Source organism: Robertkochia flava (genome assembly GCF_020166515.1).
Taxonomy (GTDB): Bacteria; Bacteroidota; Bacteroidia; order Flavobacteriales; family Flavobacteriaceae; genus Robertkochia; species Robertkochia flava.
Genome location: NZ_JAINZT010000006.1, coordinates 45270 through 64220, shown reverse-complemented (window position 1 = coordinate 64220; position 18951 = coordinate 45270). Strand labels below are relative to the sequence as shown.

The 18951-nt window shown below is 45.1% G+C and carries 14 protein-coding genes; 9 read left to right on the top strand and 5 right to left on the bottom strand.

The features are described 5' to 3' along the window. Positions 1–669 precede the first annotated feature (669 nt). The 7 genes from K7R11_RS09410 (at position 670) to K7R11_RS09380 (ending at position 11457) form a co-directional block, all read left to right on the top strand. A complete protein-coding gene (locus tag K7R11_RS09410) occupies positions 670–1197 on the top strand; it encodes an NADPH-dependent FMN reductase (protein ID WP_224490294.1) in 528 nt (175 codons plus the stop codon). 809 nt (positions 1198–2006) lie between these two features. Next, a complete protein-coding gene (locus K7R11_RS09405; protein ID WP_224490293.1) occupies positions 2007–2642 on the top strand; it encodes a hypothetical protein in 636 nt (211 codons plus the stop codon). 1004 nt (positions 2643–3646) lie between these two features. Continuing rightward, a complete protein-coding gene (locus K7R11_RS09400) occupies positions 3647–5302 on the top strand; it encodes a hypothetical protein (RefSeq protein WP_224490292.1) in 1656 nt (551 codons plus the stop codon). Positions 5303–5693: 391 nt separating this feature from the next. Further along, the gene (locus K7R11_RS09395; RefSeq protein WP_224490291.1) at positions 5694–6785 is read left to right on the top strand and encodes a hypothetical protein; all 1092 of its coding nucleotides are present in this window, start codon (positions 5694–5696) and stop codon (positions 6783–6785) included. A gap of 331 nt (positions 6786–7116) precedes the next feature. Beyond that, positions 7117–8565: an MBOAT family O-acyltransferase gene (locus K7R11_RS09390; RefSeq protein ID WP_224490290.1), complete on the top strand. Its 1449-nt coding sequence runs from the start codon at positions 7117–7119 to the stop codon at positions 8563–8565. Between the two features lie 9 nt (positions 8566–8574). Further along, positions 8575–9438 (top strand): hypothetical protein, encoded by an 864-nt coding sequence (locus K7R11_RS09385; RefSeq protein WP_224490289.1) that lies wholly within the window; start codon positions 8575–8577, stop codon positions 9436–9438. Positions 9439–10278: 840 nt separating this feature from the next. After that, the gene (locus tag K7R11_RS09380) at positions 10279–11457 is read left to right on the top strand and encodes a nuclease-related domain-containing protein (RefSeq protein WP_224490288.1); all 1179 of its coding nucleotides are present in this window, start codon (positions 10279–10281) and stop codon (positions 11455–11457) included. A gap of 339 nt (positions 11458–11796) precedes the next feature. On the opposite strand, the gene K7R11_RS09375 is transcribed toward K7R11_RS09380, so the two are convergent. Then, a complete protein-coding gene (locus K7R11_RS09375) occupies positions 11797–13020 on the bottom strand; it encodes an MraY family glycosyltransferase (RefSeq protein WP_224490287.1) in 1224 nt (407 codons plus the stop codon). A 208-nt stretch (positions 13021–13228) separates the two neighbouring features. Here K7R11_RS09375 and K7R11_RS09370 point away from each other — a divergent pair, with 208 nt between their 5' ends. After that, positions 13229–13591: a four helix bundle protein gene (locus K7R11_RS09370; protein ID WP_224490286.1), complete on the top strand. Its 363-nt coding sequence runs from the start codon at positions 13229–13231 to the stop codon at positions 13589–13591. Positions 13592–13754: 163 nt separating this feature from the next. On the opposite strand, the gene K7R11_RS09365 is transcribed toward K7R11_RS09370, so the two are convergent. Next, a complete protein-coding gene (locus K7R11_RS09365) occupies positions 13755–14750 on the bottom strand; it encodes an SDR family oxidoreductase (protein ID WP_224490285.1) in 996 nt (331 codons plus the stop codon). A gap of 197 nt (positions 14751–14947) precedes the next feature. On the opposite strand from K7R11_RS09365, the gene K7R11_RS09360 reads away from it, so the two are divergent. Then, entirely contained in the window at positions 14948–15229 is a 282-nt protein-coding gene (locus K7R11_RS09360; protein ID WP_224490284.1) for a four helix bundle protein, read from the top strand. Between the two features lie 160 nt (positions 15230–15389). Here K7R11_RS09360 and K7R11_RS09355 read toward each other — a convergent pair whose 3' ends face one another. From K7R11_RS09355 to K7R11_RS09345, 3 genes are all read right to left on the bottom strand, one after another. Continuing rightward, complete coding sequence (locus K7R11_RS09355) at positions 15390–16673, bottom strand: nucleotide sugar dehydrogenase (RefSeq protein ID WP_224490283.1); 1284 nt, start codon at positions 16671–16673, stop codon at positions 15390–15392. A 222-nt stretch (positions 16674–16895) separates the two neighbouring features. Continuing rightward, on the bottom strand, positions 16896–18005 hold the full coding sequence (locus K7R11_RS09350) for an NAD-dependent epimerase (protein ID WP_224490282.1): 1110 nt from the start codon (positions 18003–18005) through the stop codon (positions 16896–16898). Between the two features lie 236 nt (positions 18006–18241). Beyond that, a complete protein-coding gene (locus K7R11_RS09345; RefSeq protein WP_224490281.1) occupies positions 18242–18949 on the bottom strand; it encodes a sugar transferase in 708 nt (235 codons plus the stop codon). Between the last annotated feature and the right edge of the window lie 2 nt (positions 18950–18951).

The window sequence follows — 18951 nt, the reverse complement described above, 5'->3', positions numbered from 1 at the left end:
GAATATAACTTCTGTTAGGGGGTATGTGGGTATGTGGGTATGTGGGTACGTGGGTACAGAGGTACGAAGTTCAGGTTAGTGGTAAAGAACCACCGGACGTTATTGCGAGGCGGGTAAGCGAATAGGTATATTGGCAAATAGGTGAATAGGTGAATAGGTGAAGTGGTAAACCTGCCTGCCGGCAGGCAGGGTTGTTAAGTATATTGCGATTCATCCATCTATAATCCATAATCACTTAACTTCTTCACTATTCTCTATTCTCTTCTCCCTACATCCCTTAAAAAGATTGTTACGCCCCCAGGCACGCAATGAAAGCAGGTGAGCTTAGAGGTAAATTGGCAAATAGGCAAATAGGTGAATAGGCAAAGGAGAAAAGTTGTTAAGCATAAAGGGATTCAATCATCTATAATTTATAATCTATAATCCCTTTACTCCTTCACTACTCTCCACTCTCTACTCTCTACATCCCTACCTCCCTACATCCCTACATCCCTTAAAAAGATCGCTTCGCCCCCGGGCTCGCAATGACGGCAGCATTTAGGTTACCCATCTCCCTAATTCATCATCTATAATCTATAATTGATAATTCCCTTTTCACCATTCACAACTCCCTTCTTCTTGCCTAACTCCAATAGCATCGTTATATTAGAACAATAAAAAATTAACCACATGAAAATCCTCGCCTTCGCCGGGAGCAATTCCTCCACCTCCATCAATTTCCAACTCGTTAAATACACGGTCTCCCTGCTGGAGGATCAGGACATCCAGCTGTACGATATGTCGGGGATGCCTTTTCCCATGTACAGTGCCGATGCCGAAAAGAACGACGGATTCAAGAACTCCCTGAAGGAATTCCACCAGGAGATCCGCTCTGCCGATCGCATCATCCTTTCGGTGAACGAGCACAACGGCGGCCCCTCCGCCTATTTCAAGAACCTGATCGACTGGCTCTCGCGATTCGACCGGGAATTCATGCTGGGAAAAAAGGTATTTCTGATGAGCACTTCCCCCGGACGCGGAGGGGCGCAGAGCTCCCGGAACTACGCAGAGACCGCCCTTACCCGATTCGGTGGTAACATTGAACAAACCTTTTCCCTCCCCTCCTTCAATCAGACCTTTGATACAGATCAGAAGGTGATCCTTGATGAAGCCCTTAAAAAGGAACACGGTGAAAAACTGGAAGAGTTTATGGGGTGATTGCAGGGTACGAGGGTATGAAGGTACGTAGGTACGGGGGTACATGGGTACGGGAATCTATCGGAAACTGAAATGATAGATTATAGATGATAAATTATCGATGGATATCAGGCAGGTTTACCACTTCATTCCTTTACCCCTTTACCACTTTACCCCTTTACCCCTTTACTCCTTCACTAAAAACAGCCACTTACTGTATTTTAAATTTTCGGTCCTTCGCAATGACGAAAAGCGTCAGGTTACCCATCCCGCGAATTCACCATTCATAATTCATCATTCACATCTCACCATTCATAAACACATCCACCTACCTCCCCACATCCCTACTTCCCTACTTCCCTTAAAAAGATTGCTTCGCCAACTGGCTCGCAATGACGAAAAGCGTCAGGTTACCCATCCCGTGAATTCACCATTCATAATTCACCATTCATAATTCATCATTCACAAACACCTCCACCTACCTCCCCATATCCCCACATCCCCACATCCCTAAAAAAGATTGCTTCGCCACCTGGCTCGCAATGACGAAAAGCGTCAGGTTACCCATCCCGCGAATTCACCATTCATAATTCATCATTCACAACTCACCATTTTCCATTCCCTACTCCCTATTCTCTACTCTCAACCTCCTTACCTCCTTACCTCCTTACCTCCTTACCTCCTTACCTCCCTGCCTCACCATCTCCCCACCTCCCTAAAACGTTAATTAACAAACAAATAGGACAGACTTAACAGTGTAAGCAGGCTCATTTTGTACCTTTTTAAAATCCTGCTACTTGTATTGATCTAACCCAATTAACTTAGAAATTATGAGAAGTAGTAGATGTTGGCTGATGGTATTCGCATGGATAACGCTGTCGGCCTGTAGCAATGACGATGACCAGAATGTGAACTTCAACAATGAGACCCTGACCGACCAGGTGGAGGATGAAACCCAAACAGGGCAGGAAGAAGAGGAGAACGCCGAACCTGTCGGGGTGAGCACGCTCAGCAATACCACGGAAGAATCAGATGAGGATACCTCAGACGACGACGATAATCCGCGGAACAACAATAACAGTAACGGATCCGGAAATGACAATAACAATTCCGGAAATACCGGTAATCCCGGTCAAAACGATCCGGGCAATGCGCAGCAAAATGAGAACAGTGGGAATAACCCTTCCGGCAATCCGAACGGGGAGCAAACCACCAGCACGGCCGAGCAGAATGCACAGAGTTTCGGAGCCAGCGAACAGGAAGGCGATACAGATAATGACGGGGTTCCCGATGAGATCGACCTTTGCCCTGATACTCCCGAAGACAGTGCTACCGACGAAAACGGATGTGCCGATTCCCAGAAAGACAGTGATAACGATGGGGTAAGCGATGCAGACGACCGCTGTCCCAACACGCCCCCTAACCAGTCCGTTAACGAAAGTGGCTGCCCTGGAAATAACGGGTAAAGAGGGATTATAGATTATAGATGATAAATTATAGATGAAGGAGTTTCAAATAGGATAGGCATCGCGACCCTGACTGAAGGTACTCAGGGTTGCGCCGCCCTCCTTTTTCTGCCCTGCCCTATGGGCAGGTATATTCACTCCTTTACCCCTTTACCCCTTCATTCCTTCACTCCTTTACTCCCTCGCTTCTCTGCTCCTTAGCTCCCCTGCCTACCGGCAGGTAAATTTACCCCTTTACGACAACCAGGTACCAGACCACTTCTCAATAGATAAATCCTCTTCCCCTCTAAGAGAAACGTACCCGCAGGGCGGATAGGATATTCTAAGTATCCATTGCCAAAATAAAAGAAGTATAAAGAATTGGTCTTTTTTAAAAGATTGCCACGTCAGGGTAAAGCCCTCCCTCGCAATGACGACACCCTTTAGGCCACCCTTCCCCAAATTCATCATTCATCATTCATCATTCACAACTCACCATTCATAAACACATCCAACTTCCTCCCTATATCCCCACATCCCTACATCCCTACATCCCTTAAAAAGATTACTTCACCACCTGGCTCGCAATGACGACATCCGTCAGGTTACCCATCCCGTGAATTCATCATTCATAATTCATCATCCATAATTCATCATTCACAACTCACCATTCATAATTCATCATTCACCATTCACCATTCATAATTCACCATTCACAAACACCTCCACCTACCTCCCCATATCCCTACATCCCTTAAAAATATTACTTCACCACCTGCCTCGCAATGACGAAAAGCGTCAGGTTACCCATCCCGCTAATTCACCATTCATAATTCATAATTCATCATTCATAATTCCTCCCAGTAGGACGGCAGGCGTACCCAAACCAACAGGTTAAATTGCTTAAATCAACCCTTTAACCCTAAGATTATCAATTCATTAATGACGAATTTGTGAAACCCTATAAATCTGAAATTCAATAATTTACACCCACAACATCCTTCAAAAGACCAATACCGATAAAGATGAAAAACTATACCTGGGTACTTCGACACCTCCTTCTGCTATTGATCCTTCTGATTACCGCCTGCGGCAGCGATGTGGAAATGGACCAGAATCTCGATGACCCCCGCAACGTGTCCGGACAGAATGATGGCAATTCCGACGATGACGACTCCAGTGATGACGACTCCAGTGACGACGACTCCAGTGATGACGACTCCAGTGACGACGACTCCGGTGATGACGACTCCAGTGATGACGACTCCGGTGACGATGATTCCGGTGACGATGATTCCGGTGACGATGATTCCGGTGACGATGATTCCGGTAACGACAACTCCAGTGACGATGACGGGGACGGCGTCCTGAATGAAACCGACCAGTGTCCGGAGACCCCCTCAGGAGAAACCGTGAATGAACAGGGATGCAGTACTTCACAAACCGACACCGATGGAGATGGCATCTATGACGATACCGACCAATGCGAAAACACCCCTTCAGGAGAGGCAGCGGATGAGAGCGGGTGCTCCGATTCCCAGAAAGACAGTGACGCAGACGGAATCAGTGATACAGAAGACCAATGCCCGGACACCCCCTCAGGAGAAACCGTGAATGAACAGGGGTGCAGTGCCTCACAAACCGACACGGATGGAGATGGTATCTATGATGATGCCGACCAATGCGAAAACACCCCTTCCGGAGAGGCGGTGGATGAGAGCGGGTGTTCCGATTCCCAGAAAGACAGTGACGGAGACGGGGTGAACGATGCCGAAGACCAGTGTGCTGACACCCCGGCAGGGTCCGAAGTTAACCCGCAGGGTTGCGTGGAAGAAGCCAGGACCTATGTCCCGGACGACGGATTCGAGCAAAGTCTGATTGACATGGGCTACGATGATGTTCCGGATGATTATGTGTTAACAGAGAATATAGCATCCCTGGAGGGACTTACTTTAAGGGGGAATAGAACAAGCTTTGGTAACGGAAACGAGTACGGGATTAAAAGTCTCACAGGCATAGAAGACTTCCTTTCCCTGAAGCAGCTGAGTCTCGACGGAATATGGCTTGACGACCTGGATTTAATAAACCAGCAAAATCTGGAACACCTGAGTCTCCATGAGATTAAGGTAGCTAATGGGTATAAAATCAGCGGCTTAAATAAACTGAAAACACTTATCATAAATTGTCAGCTTCCCGATGAGATTGCCGGAAACCCTTTATTAACAGGTATTAAGGGGGATGAATTCACTTTTGCGGCTTCTACAACACACAGCCTTCTCATTGCCGATAATGCGTTGCTGGAAGAAATTATCTTCTTCACCTCTAACCTGCAAAATATACAGCTCAGAAACAATACGCAGTTAAAAGTATTCAGCGCACATACCGGGTATATCAATTCCCTTACCTTTGAGAACACCCCCCGGATCATAATACTCAGAGCAGGGTTTAACGGAGGATTCACCCAGATCGATCTGTCCGGACTACCCCTGCTGGAAGAACTCTATCTCGATACCGGAGCACTGGAGACACTTGATGTGTCCAACAATCCCGCCTTATCTAAAACAGACCTCAGGGACAATCCCCATCTGTATTGCATCCGGGTAAACCCGGACCAGCTTTCCGCTATCCCGCCCGATTGGAATAAGGACATACAGGCTGAATACAAACTTGAATGCAATTAGTCTCCCACCACCGGGCTGCTGTAATAATTCATATCAGCCCGGGGCCGGAAAAAGGGCTAAAGCTAAGCCTCGCCAACCTATTAAAGTATCTGAGGTCAAACGTTAGGACATACTGCTTGATACCCGCATCCGGGTATCCTTTGATCAATGAGAATCTTTTTCAGATTTCAGTGCTTACATAAAGGGATTCGCAGGAAAAATGACAGGCCATTCCCTGCTTTCTTTCCTTATCTCAGCTCCAGCTCCATCCTTTAAGGGAACAGTTCACCCGGCAAAAATACCCGCTTAGCCCTTAATCATGTAAATCGCTGATATTTAACACACTCGGTGTTGATTTTTAATTATTTTAACCCTTGCCCATTCCGGCACCCAAATGCTAAACAACGGTACTATGAAAGGATTAAAATGCATGATGATACTACTCCTGTTACTTGAGGTGTCCGCCTGTGGCAGTGAACTGGAAATGGATCAAAACCTGAATGACCCCAGAGCTCTTCCGGGACAAAATGATAACAATGCTGATGATGCGGGGGATTCCAATGATAATACAAACGATGACACTAATGATTCCGGTGGCAGCGATACCCCTCCTGATGATGACGGAGATGGTATAAGTAACGATCAGGATCAATGCCCGGAAACACCCGGAGCTGAAGAAGCGGACGAGAACGGATGCGCTCCCTCCCAGAAAGACAGTGATCAGGATGGAATATCCGACGCTGCAGATACGTGTCCGGATACGCCCCCAGGAGAAGAGGTGAACAACCAGGGGTGTGCTGCCTCCCAGCTCGACAGCGATGACGATGGGGTGAACGATGCCACAGATCAGTGTCCGGACACGCCCGCCGGTCGGGAAGTCAATGAGCAGGGATGTCATACCCCTCAGATCGGGGAGTTCTACCAGGGCGGATATGTCTTTTATATCTTTCAGCCGGGTGATGACCGGTATATCTCAGGGGAGGTCCACGGTCTTATTGCGGCCACAGAAGCACTGGAAACCCCATATCCGTGGATGCCGGAAGGCGCTAATTTTGAAAGGGTTTTCTATGATGATATGTCACGGGACGGGGAAATAAATACCGAAAAGATCGTAAAAGCCTATGGAGAAGGGGTCTATGCCGCCAGGGTTTGCTACGACCTGGAATATAACGGATTCAGCGACTGGTACCTGGCCTCTGGGGTCGAAAATGCGATCTTATGCATCAACCTCGCTCATAATAACGATCCTGAAATTGCCGATGGTTACAGTACAGGAGATCAGTATTGGACCTCCTTTGAAACTTCACTGTTCTACAAAAAAATTCCTGAAGTGGTATATGGCATCACCTGGTCTAACCTGAATGATGAGCTCAGGTCAAAGATTGTTCTTTCAAAAGACAATACCGTATATGAATGTTTTGTCACCTCATTTGACATTTGTCAAACAGACGATATGTACAGTAAAACCTCATTGCAACCGGTAATTCCGGTACGGCAGTTTTAATATAAAGGCGATGTTGTAATAGATCCCTTTTCCATCACGGTAACAGGAGAAGGAAATGATTTTTATCTCTAAGGACTGACTTTATTTCCTGCCGAAAGTAAAATCACTTGTAATTCTTAAACCGGTGTCCCCCTCTTTTTCCAGGTTAGATAACGCCTTAAGATATCTGTTGGAAACCATAAGCTGAACAGGGTTCAATCCTTTGAGCAACCGCTGTGCGGCCTGTCTTTTGAAACCATCCTAAATCGCTGATTTTTAATAGTTAAACGAATAAAGTTTTTCTCCATCGGGGAATATTCTAATTTTCCTCTAACCCTATAACCCAGCGTCTATGTTATTCAATTCGGTAGACTTCGCCGTATTCCTTCCGGTGGTATTTTTTATCTATTGGTTTCTTCTTAACAGAAATCTCCAATACCAGAATCTTTTTCTCACCGCAGCGAGTTATTTCTTTTACGGGTACTGGGACTGGCGTTTTCTTTCCCTTATCCTGATCAGTTCGCTGGCCGATTTTACCATCGGACTGCTCCTTAAAAAACAGTTCAATTTCAGGGTACGCAAAGGGCTGCTCTTTGCCAGTGTGGCTATTAACCTGGGGATCCTGGGCTTTTTTAAATACTATAATTTCTTTCTGGATAATTTTGTGCAGGCCTTTTCCCTCTTCGGCAGCGAGATCAGAGCCAGTTCCCTGCAGATCATCCTTCCGGTTGGGATCAGTTTCTATACCTTCCAGACCCTGAGCTACACCATTGATGTGTACCGGGGACAGCTAAAACCCACCAAAGACTTCATAGCCTTCAGCGCCTTTGTCAGCTTTTTTCCACAATTGGTGGCCGGCCCGATCGAACGGGCAAAGAACCTCCTGCCGCAATTCTATAAGAAAAGGCATTTCGACTACGCCAAGGCCATGGATGGTTCCCAGCAGATCATCTGGGGACTGTTTAAAAAGATGGTCATTGCCGACAACTGCGCGGTCTATGCCAACATGATCTTCGAAAACTCAGACCAGTATTCCTCATTTTCACTGCTCCTGGGAGCCTTGTTCTTCACCTTCCAGATCTATGGGGATTTTTCCGGCTACTCCGATATAGCCATAGGAACGGCAAGGCTGTTCGGGTTCGACCTGATGAAGAATTTTGCCTACCCCTATTTTTCCAGGGATATAGCCGAGTTCTGGCGCCGGTGGCACATCTCTCTTTCCACCTGGTTCAGAGATTACCTCTACATCCCGCTGGGTGGCAGCCGGGGTGGAAAATGGATGAATATCCGCAATGTCTTCATCATTTTTATCGTCAGCGGTTTCTGGCATGGCGCCAACTGGACCTTTATCGTCTGGGGGGCACTAAATGCCATCTACTTCCTGCCATTGATGCTTTCCAATGCCAACAGGAACCATATTGAGGTGGTGGCCAAAGACAAATTATTCCCCTCCCTCAGGGAGGTTCTGTTTATGGGAATTACCTTCGCCCTTACCGTCCTGGCCTGGATCTTTTTCCGGGCTGAGAACCTGGGTCATGCGTTTTCCTATCTGGGCCGTCTTTTCAGTGCCGGAAACAGCGGTTTGCGTTTCAATATTTTTATGGACAATTACCAGGTATTATTCCTGTTCACCTTTATCGCGATCATGCTTTTTATGGAATGGATGCACCGCGACAAGGAATACGGGCTACAGCTCGAAACCCCTTCCCCGGCAAAGGTCTGGGCGGTAAACCTTAGCATATTCAGCCTTACCCTGATCTTTGAAGGGGCTACGGCCGACTTTATCTATTTTCAGTTTTAATAAGAGTTTATGAAAAAATATCTTCTCCAGATTATCGGATTTTTGGCAGCTTTTCTGGTGCTCAATTTCCTCACGGTTCTGGTTTTTATCAAGTACGACTGGAATTTCAACAAAAGGGTAAAGAGCATCACCTTCAATAACCCCGATTACGATTGCCTGGTACTGGGCAATAGTTTTGCTCTCGACGGTATCGATGCAGAGCTGCTCTCCACAGGATCCTGCAACTCCTACAACCTGGCTATTGGTGGGGCCTCAGTACGCACCAATTACATACAGCTCAAGGAATATGTGGAGCAATACGAAAAGAAGCCGGAGAAGGTCATCCTCGCCCTCGACTCCTTTCGCCACGATTTCAAATGGGATGAGATCCACCCGGTGGTCGATTTCACTATGAAAGGGAAAACCTATGGGGTGCGCGACCTTCCGTTCATCAAATTCAAATGGCTGTTCCGGGAACTCATCAAAAAGGTCATCAGCTCCCGCCACCGGGACGCCCAATTGGTAAAAGGACAATTACGGCTGGAAAAGAAAATCCCCGATGCCACCAAAACACCGGAAAAACCTGTTCCCCTGGCAGTTGAAAATTTTAAAACCTCCCCATGGGTACAGGCCATTGCTCAGCTCTGCATTGATTACGATATCCAGCTTATCGTCCTGGAAATGCCTTCCAAGGCAGAACAGCGAAATTCAACCCCGGTCGGACCTATCCCAGTGGTGCTCGATAACGGGATACCCATCGAAATCCACAATTTTAATTCTGCCGATTTTGAATTCGGCCTCGACCCGGAAAACGACTGGATCGGCAACTCCCACCTCAACCTCTACGGGGCAGCCAAGTTTACACGCACCATTAAATCAAGACTGAAGATTTAAGAAATAGTGGTTAGTGGTTAGTGGTTAGCTTGCCTGCCAGTGCGAAGCACGGTAGGTGGTTAGCTTGCCATCCCTGGCGGGAGGAAATCCTGCCAGTGCGAAGCACGGTAGGTGGTTAGCTTGCCATCCCTGGCGGGAGGAAATCCTGCCAGTGCGAAGCACGGTAGGTGGTTAGTGGGAAACTAAAGAAAAGAATTCATATTAACCTGTTGTCTTTGCGAGCCCGTGGGCGAAGCAATCTTTTCAGGTTAGTGGTAAGTTGGAGTTGGAGTTGGAGTTGGAGTTGGAGTTGGAGCGTTGAGTGAGGAATTTGTGAAAAAGATATACATTATCTTCTTGTCTTTGCGAACCCGAAGGGCGAAGCAATCTTTTCAGGTTAGTGATAAGATGGAGTTGGAGTTGGAGTTGGAGTTGGAGTTAGGATTAAGGAATTAAAGAAAGGATTTACATTATTAGCTCGTCTTTGCGAACCCGAAGGGCGAAGCAATCTTTTAGGAAGTGGAGAATAGAGATTGGAGAAAAGCGAAGTAGTGAATTTACCTCCTTACCTCTTTACCCCTTTACCTCTCTACCTCCTTTACCCCTTCTCTAAACAGGCTCCTTGGCCTCTTTGCGCCTTTGCTCCTTTGTCTTATTCACCCGATACCCGGATTGGAATTAAAAAACAGAAAATATAGACATAAACGTTACACTCAACACTCCAGTATATAGGTTTTTATATCTTTACAATAAATTCCCACTAAACGAGGTAATATTCCCATATGAAAAGGATGCATAAAAATCAATCCGGGATATTACGAGTGTTAATGCCATATTTAATCCCTGATTCTGCGCAAAGTAATGACCACTGTACACGGTAAAATAGAATCCATAAAACAACTCAAATCCCAATTAGAACAAAGAGGTATTACCCAATTCAACTCTGTCGGCGACCTAAATAACTTTATGAAATCATATAAGTTTGAAATACAGTCATCCGAAGATCAGGCCACAGAAAAATATGAAAGATTACTCGCTAAACTCATATCTGAAAAAGAGATTATACAATCCGAGCTAAATGAGGTTACGCGCCAAAAGACTCTTGAACTTCTTACCAAGCTTCATCGACTAAAAAATAAGCACGATGTTGCAAAGTCTAAACAAAATAAAAGCGCACTGACAGGGCTTATCAATTGGTATTGGGAAAAGATCCTGGAAACCCGAATTACTAACTTTGAGCAAAACATTGATTACCGGATTCAAATAGCAACCGCAGATACTTCGAAGAAACTAAAAAGAATACAACAGAAGGTTGAGGATTTTAAATTAAATATGGAGTCCTTCATTGACGAACAAAAAGAATTAAAAATCCGAAAGCTAGATCACATTAGGCAAGTCATAGAGGAGTTAAAACCAGTAATAGCTGGAGCTGTAGGAGAAAATAAAGTAGTTCATAAACTTAGAACACTTACCGGGAACAATACTTTGATCAACGATTATTATAAGCAGTTTAATCCTCCTTTGTACAACAGAAAAGAAGTGGACCATATTTATAGTATTCAGGCAGATCACATTCTTATAACTAATGCTGGAGTTTTCAATATTGAAACCAAAAATTGGAGCAAAAAGTCAATAGAAAATCTAGATTTGCGTTCTCCGGTACAACAAGTGAAAAGAACTGGTTTTGCCCTTTGGGTACAACTAAATGGGAACTCCAGATACAGTGACTTTTATCTTGACTCACATCATTGGGGACGTAAAGAAATACCCGTCCATAATATCGTGATTATGGTCAATCATAAGCCATTGGGTAAATTCAAACATGTTCATATAAAGACTCTGAAGGAAGTAAATCGCTTCATTACCATATTCGATAAAGTACTGGATGATCATGAAGTGAAACAAATCTCCGATTATTTGATTAAATCCAATGATAGAAAATCCGATAATTCTTCTACTGAAAATGACTTTCAATCAAATATTTCTCAAGTAAAAACCATCAATGACCTGTATTCTTCCTCAAGCAGTTCTTGGTGGTAATAAACAGCCACAAAAATGTTGAGAGGTGGCATTAATGTATTTTTATTCTTCACCATCCCCCAAAGCATAGGGAGCGAAGACCTCACAATTTCACTACACCAAAAAAACATCTTTGAATAAAAGAGAGCTGTCAGAGCTAAACCTTGAACATGGTGAGTTCATTTTATTTAGGCATTGGGAACTAGTAAATCGCCGAATGGGCAGAATTTGATTTTTTGCTTCGTTTATTCGATTATTCTTAATTGTATTAGAGTTACTCATGAGAGCTTTGTCGTTGCTTTAAGGCAAAATGAAGAAAAAACTCATGAGAAGCTCTATTGAGTAGACGAAAAGCCCATATCAAGAAGGAACCTCTTCCTCTTTCTTTCGGGATTTGGATTGTGGTTTTGATACACGATACCCGGGCACCGATTTAGGAAAAACAATAAGCGGGGGCTCTTTCCGGTTATTCGCTTTTTGAACGGCCTTGAACCGCTTGCGGATAAACATCCGTTTTTTCAGGCTGTCAAATCCGCGGGAGAGGCGGTAGGTGGTAAATAACAGAACGCCGACCGACAACAGAAAGATCCCTCCCATGATGAGGTAATTGTCAAAGGTGGCTCCGAGGAACATCATGATCCCTACAAAACAGAAAGAGAACAGAGCCATGATAAAACTGGCGCGACGGTGACTCAGGTGGAGCTTGTCGATCAGGATATGATGGAGATGGTTCCGGTCGGGATCAAAAGGCGATTTTCCATTCATGATCCGCATCACGAAAACGCGTCCGGTATCGAAAAGGGGGACGATAAGAATGCTCAGGGCGATAATGGGCAATACCTCGGGCTTGAACGGCAGTTCCAGTTCGTTAGTACTGCGCAGGGCCAGGAGTTTAACAGTAAATATAGCCATGATAAATCCGACGATCATCGATCCGGTATCCCCCATAAAGATCTTGCGGGTATGCGATAGGTTAAAGATCAGGAAAGCGGCCAATCCTCCTGCAAGGCATACGCTGAGCAGGGAATAAAAGGGATATCCAGCAAAATGAAATAAAGCGGCAAACACAGAAAGGATCACCGATCCCAGCATCCCTGCCAGTCCGTCGATCCCGTCGATCAGGTTAAAGGCATTGATGATCACGATCATCGTAAATCCTGAAAAAGCGTATTTCAACGCCAGCGGAATCTCGTATATCCCCAGGAATCCGTTGAGGCTTTGAAGCTCAAAGGTAGGGTGATAGAGCATGAGCGCTATAGCGGCGATCTGGCCTAAAAGTTTGGTCGTAGGCGCGATGGCCAGCAGATCGTCCTTGAGTCCCATGATAAACAGGATGGTCAGGGCCGGAACAAAGTGAAAGGCCACATCTGCGTTATCCCATTGACGAATAAAAAAGAGTCCGAAGATAAGTACCAGGAAAAACGCAACCCCACCGAGGGTGGGTGTTACCTCTTTATGAGACGACCGGTCGTTCGGATCATCAAACAGTTTTTTATACTGCACGATCCCGATGATCTTCGGGATAAGCAGGTAGGCTAAAGAGAAGCCACCAAGGAAGCTTAAGCATAAATAGAGGTACAGCATGGGAATACTAAATTCTAAAGGCGAAGGTAGTTAATTTTCTGTTAATCAAGGTTACGGGAAGCCGTAATGAAAGAGTTGTTGTTACTGATGCAAGTGATGGAAATGATGTAAGTGATGATATTCAATAATGATATCGATAATAGAATTCTGTATTCATGTTATATGTCGTAAATTTTCTATATATTTAAAAATAACAAATACTGGTACTATGAATCACCTAGAAATAAAAAGTTTCGAGTTCTCCTTAAACATTGTAAAATTTTGTAAGGGGTTAGCGACTGAGCAAAAAGAATACATCATCAGTAAGCAATTATTGAAATCCGGCACTGCCATTGGAGCAAATTACAGGGAAGCAGCCTATGCAGAGTCAAGGGCTGATTTTATTCACAAAATGTGTATTTCTCAGAAGGAATGCAATGAAACAATCTATTGGCTTGATATACTTCAGCGATCAAATGACTATGATGAGGAATTTCAAAAACAGTTAAAGGAAGAAGCTACCGTGTTAATGAAACTTATCAGCAAAACCATATTGACCGCTAAGAGAAATCGAAAGGCGCAAAAGATTTAAAATCATACTCTTAGTAAAGAGACCCATCAGGAAATAGTTAACATCATTTACATCACTATCATCACCTAAATCACTTACATCACCTACATCACTTACATCACTTCCATCATTTGTATCACTTACATCATTCACATCACTTCCATCACTTGATAAACTTCCATCATTAAAGGTGCTTTACATACCACCCCACCGCCTCTTTTATCCCGTCGGCAATGGCATGGGTGGGCTCATAGCCTAATAGTGTTCTGGCTTTATCTACAGAGGCCAGGGAATGCGGGATATCGCCCTTACGGTTCGGACCATGAACAGATTTTACATCTGCAATTGCAGGATCATATGAAGCCAGGTGCTCACGGAGCAGATCTACGAGTTGTAACAGGGTGGTACGGTCGCCTACGGCGGTATTGTACACCTGGTTGAGTGCTTCCTCATTATCAGTGGTGATGCTCAGCAGGTTCATCTGCAGGACATTGTCGATATAGGTGAAATCGCGGGAAAAGGTGCCGTCGCCATTGATCACGGGCGACTCGTGATTTCTCAGTTGTTTTACAAAAAGCGGGATCACTGCGGCATAGGCCCCGTTAGGATCCTGCCGACGCCCGAAGACGTTAAAATACCGCAGGCCAATCGTGTTTAAACCGTAGCTCTTATGGAAATTATCGGCATAAAGCTCGTTCACATATTTGGTAATGGCGTAGGGAGACAAAGGTTTCCCGATCTTCTCCTCCACCTTAGGCAGGGCTTCCGAATCCCCATAGGTAGACGAACTTGCTGCATACACAAACCGCTTCACCCCGGTATCCCGGGCGGCAACCAGCATGTTCAGAAATCCGCTCACATTCACTTCATTTGAGGTGATAGGATCTTTCAGTGACCTGGGTACCGAACCTAATGCAGCCTGGTGCAGCACAAAATCCTGCCCTTCACAGGCCTTTCTGCAGGTTTCCAGGTCGCGGATATCCCCTTCGATCAGGGTAAAATTCTTATTCTCTAAAAACGGTTCAATATTATGTCGATGCCCCGTCGCAAAATTATCCAGGCAGGTCACCTTCGCCCCGATCTCCAATAGCACTTCGCAGAGGTTAGAGCCGATAAAACCTGCACCACCGGTTACTAATACTTTCTTAGACTTTAATGATTTGAATTTATCTATGTTCATTTTTAAGAATTTCAATTTGCACGGTTTATGGGGTTTATGGGGTTTATGGGGTTTATGGGGTTTATGAAAGTAACAAAATTAAAACTTCATCAACTCCATCAACCTTATTCTCCATCAACCTTATTAACTCCAACAACTTTATCATTATTTTGTATAGAATTTTTTCTATACTCGTAGTATCTTTAACCCACGACATCATGAAACACTCCGATCTTGAAGTTTGGAAAAAGAGCATTGAACTGGTTTATAAAACCTATGCTATTACTCGCCAATTTCCCTCGGAAGAAAGGTACACCCTCGGTAATCAGATTAACCGGGCTGTTATTTCAATTCCTTCCAACATTGCTGAAGGAGCGGGACGTGATTCATTTAAAGAATACATTCGCTATATAAATATTGCAAACGGTTCTTTAAACGAACTCGAAACTCAGCTGATCCTGGTTAACGGTCTGAAGTTAGGAGATACAAGTGAGATGTAGGAACATGACATAAAACTCATCCGGTCAATGCTGTATAACCTAAAAAAATATCTTTCCTCCAGAGTTAAATAATATAGTTTAAAACGCTATCAACCCCATCAACTTCACAAACCTCATCTACTTCATCAACTCCATCAACTCCATCAACTCCATCAACTTCTTAAAGTCTTGCATCAGCAGCACCCCCTAAAACCCCCTTCACATCATACACCAGAGTATTCCCGTTCTTAAGCTTGCTCATGTCGAGGTTCATGAATTCCTTATGGGCTACGGTAAGAACGATGGCATCAAAGTGATCATCGGGGAGTTCGCTTACGATCTCCAGTCCGTATTCGTGTTTAACCTCCTCCCCTTTGGCCCAGGGGTCGTATACAACGGTTTCCATATCGTATTCCTGCAGTTCGCGAACCACATCTATGGCGCGGGTGTTTCGAACATCAGGGCAGTTTTCCTTAAAGGTAATTCCCAGGACGAGTACTTTGGCATGATTTACATGGATATCGCGTTTCAGCATTTGCTTGACCACCTCGCTGGCCACGAATTTCCCCATGGAGTCGTTCAGGCGGCGTCCGGCCAGGAGGATCTCCGGGTGATAGCCCACTTCCTGGGCTTTTTGCGCCAGGTAATATGGGTCTACCCCGATACAGTGCCCCCCAACGAGTCCCGGTTTAAAAGGAAGGAAATTCCATTTGGTACCTGCAGCTTCCAGTACGGCATGGGTGTCGATATTCATCAGGTTAAAGATCTTGGCCAGTTCGTTCACGAAGGCGATGTTGATGTCCCGCTGACTGTTCTCGATCACCTTGGCGGCTTCTGCCACCTTGATGGTGGGCGCCAGGTGGGTCCCGGCGGTGATCACGCTTTTATACAGGTCGTCCACGATCTTGCCGATTTCCGGGGTAGAACCTGAGGTTACCTTCAATATTTTTTCTACGGTGTGTTCCTTGTCGCCCGGGTTGATCCGCTCGGGGGAATAGCCCACGAAGAAATCTTCGTTGAATTTGAGTCCGCTCACCTTTTCCAGCACGGGTACACATTCATCCTCGGTAACGCCGGGATATACCGTACTTTCATAGACCACGATATCTCCCTTTTTGAGGACCTTACCTACGGTTTCACTACTCTTATAAAGTGGAGTTAATATCGGACGGTGGTGTTTATCCACCGGAGTGGGTACGGTTACCACGTAAACGTTGCAGCCTTTAATATCCTCCAGGTGGTCTGTACAATAAAGTCCGGGCGTTCCGGCTTCAGGACTTTGGTTCACCAGCACTTCCTGTAGTAGTTCGTCTTCCACTTCCAGGGTATGGTCGTGCCCCTTCCGAAGCTCCTCCACCCTTTTGGTATTGATATCAAAGCCAACAGTGGCATATTTGGTTGCGAAAAGTCTTGCCAGGGGAAGGCCCACATATCCAAGGCCGATAACACAGATCTTATGATTCATTTGTAGTTGGTAATAATTATTTAGAATAGAAAGTTATTTTATTTTGACGCAACCCGTTAATAAATAACGACTTACCGCATTAATAGTCGATTTACAGAAAGATAAATTGTGAGTGGTGAGTGGTGAGTGGTGAGTGGTGAGTGAAATTTTAGTCACTTGTATCACCAACATCATTACTATCACTTACATCCAGTATCGCTTCCATCACTTCCATCACTTCCATCACCTATCACTTCTCCCGTATAACCTATCCCTGCTTACATCACTTTCATCATTAACGTCACTTCCATTACTTATATGACTACTTAACCGTTTCCCCTGTTCTTTATTCCACTCCAGGTACCATTTCACAAAAACAGGGATGCCTTCTTCAAGTTTGGTTATACCGGAATATCCCTGGGATTGGAGGGCAGAGGTATCTGCCCAAGTCTGTGGCACATCCCCCGGTTGCATGGGCATCAGATTCTTCTCAGCCTTTATTCCCAATGATTTTTCGATCAATGCGATAAATTCTGAAAGGGATTCCGGGGAACCCTTGCCAATATTTATAATGGAATAGTTGACATCTGCTTTCTTTTTATTTTCCAGAAGCAGGACCATACCCTGGATGATGTCGTCAATAAAGGTAAAATCCCTCCGCATATTCCCTTCATTGAATACTTTTATGGCTTCTCCTTTCAGGATGGCCGATGCAAACAGCATGGGAGCCATATCCGGTCGTCCCCAGGGACCATACACGGTAAAAAATCGAAGTCCGGTGGCTTTCATGCCGTAAAGATGACAATAGGTATGTGCCATCAATTCATTACTGCGCTTGGTGGCGGCATACAAACTCACAGGGTGGTCTACCCGGTCTTCCTCAGAAAAGGGCACCTTTTTGTTTTCTCCATAGACACTGCTGCTGCTGGCATAGAGTAAATGCTCAATATCATGATGCCTGCAGCATTCGAGGATATTTAAAAAGCCTACTAAATTACTATCGATGTACGACTCAGGGTTTTCCAGGCTATAGCGCACTCCGGCCTGGGCAGCTAAATTGACAACAACATCAAATTTCTCCGCGTTGAAAAGTTCAGGAAATGCTTCCCTGTCTTCCAGGTTCATCCGTATAAACCTGAAATTTTCATGGGAATCAGAAGTCGAAATGGTATTCCATGTACCAGCAGAATCCCTTCCAATACCCAGTTCATTCAATCTGCCATATTTAAGATCGACATCGTAATAATCATTGATATTATCCAGACCAACCACCTCATATCCCAGTTGTATAAGTTTCTTCGAGAGATGAAAACCAATAAATCCGGCAGCCCCGGTAACTAATATTCTTTTCATTATGTTCTTCTATTCATTGTATGTAGTACGTGCCTACAAAAGGTAGGAATTGTGAGTGGTGAGTGGTGAGTTGTGAGTTGTGAGTTGTGAGTGAAATTTTAGTCACTTGTATCACCAACATCATTACTATCACTTACATCCAGTATCACTTCCATCACCTACATCACTTCTCTCTTATCCCTTTTTACTTCTTACATCACTTCTATCACTTGCATCACTTGCATCACTTACATCACTTACATCACTTCCACCGCTTCCTCTTTCTTATCCAGAACAAGCCCACGCTCGGGAAGCCCCTTAAAAGCGCGATACACTAACTGGCTATTTGGAAAAACGATCACCCAGGCAGTAATAAAGATGATCTTCAGATCGGTGAGGAAGCCGCGATTGGACTGGTACCATTGCTCTACCTGTCCTTTATAGGGATAGATCTGATTGGTATAGAAATCCCATACATCGCCTCCGTTCTCCTTTACTTTGGTGATCAGCTCTTCCTCATCGCGGAAGATGATGGAACCGATCCCGGTAAGCCCGGGGGGCACGTTGTAGATCACCTCCTGTACCGCTTCCGGGTAGGCCGCAAAGCTTTTGGCCATTACCGGCCGCGGACCCACCACGCTCATATCCCCTTTAAAGATATTGATGAGCTGGGGCAATTCGTTGATCTTGCTCTTGCGCAAAAATCCGCCCATGGGGGTGATCCGGGGGTCCTTTTTGGTAGTAATGATCCCGCCGGCCATGTTAGGGCTGTCCTTCAGCATGGTCGCGAACTTATAGATATGAAATTTTCTGTTCTTAAATCCTACCCGTTCCTGGAAGTACCAGATATACCCCTCTCCGGTGAGTTTGAGCCCGATCATGATGGGGATCAATAAGGGCGAAAGGATCAGCAACAGGATCCCGGAAACTGCGATATCGCAGCATCTTTTAAATACAGCATACATAG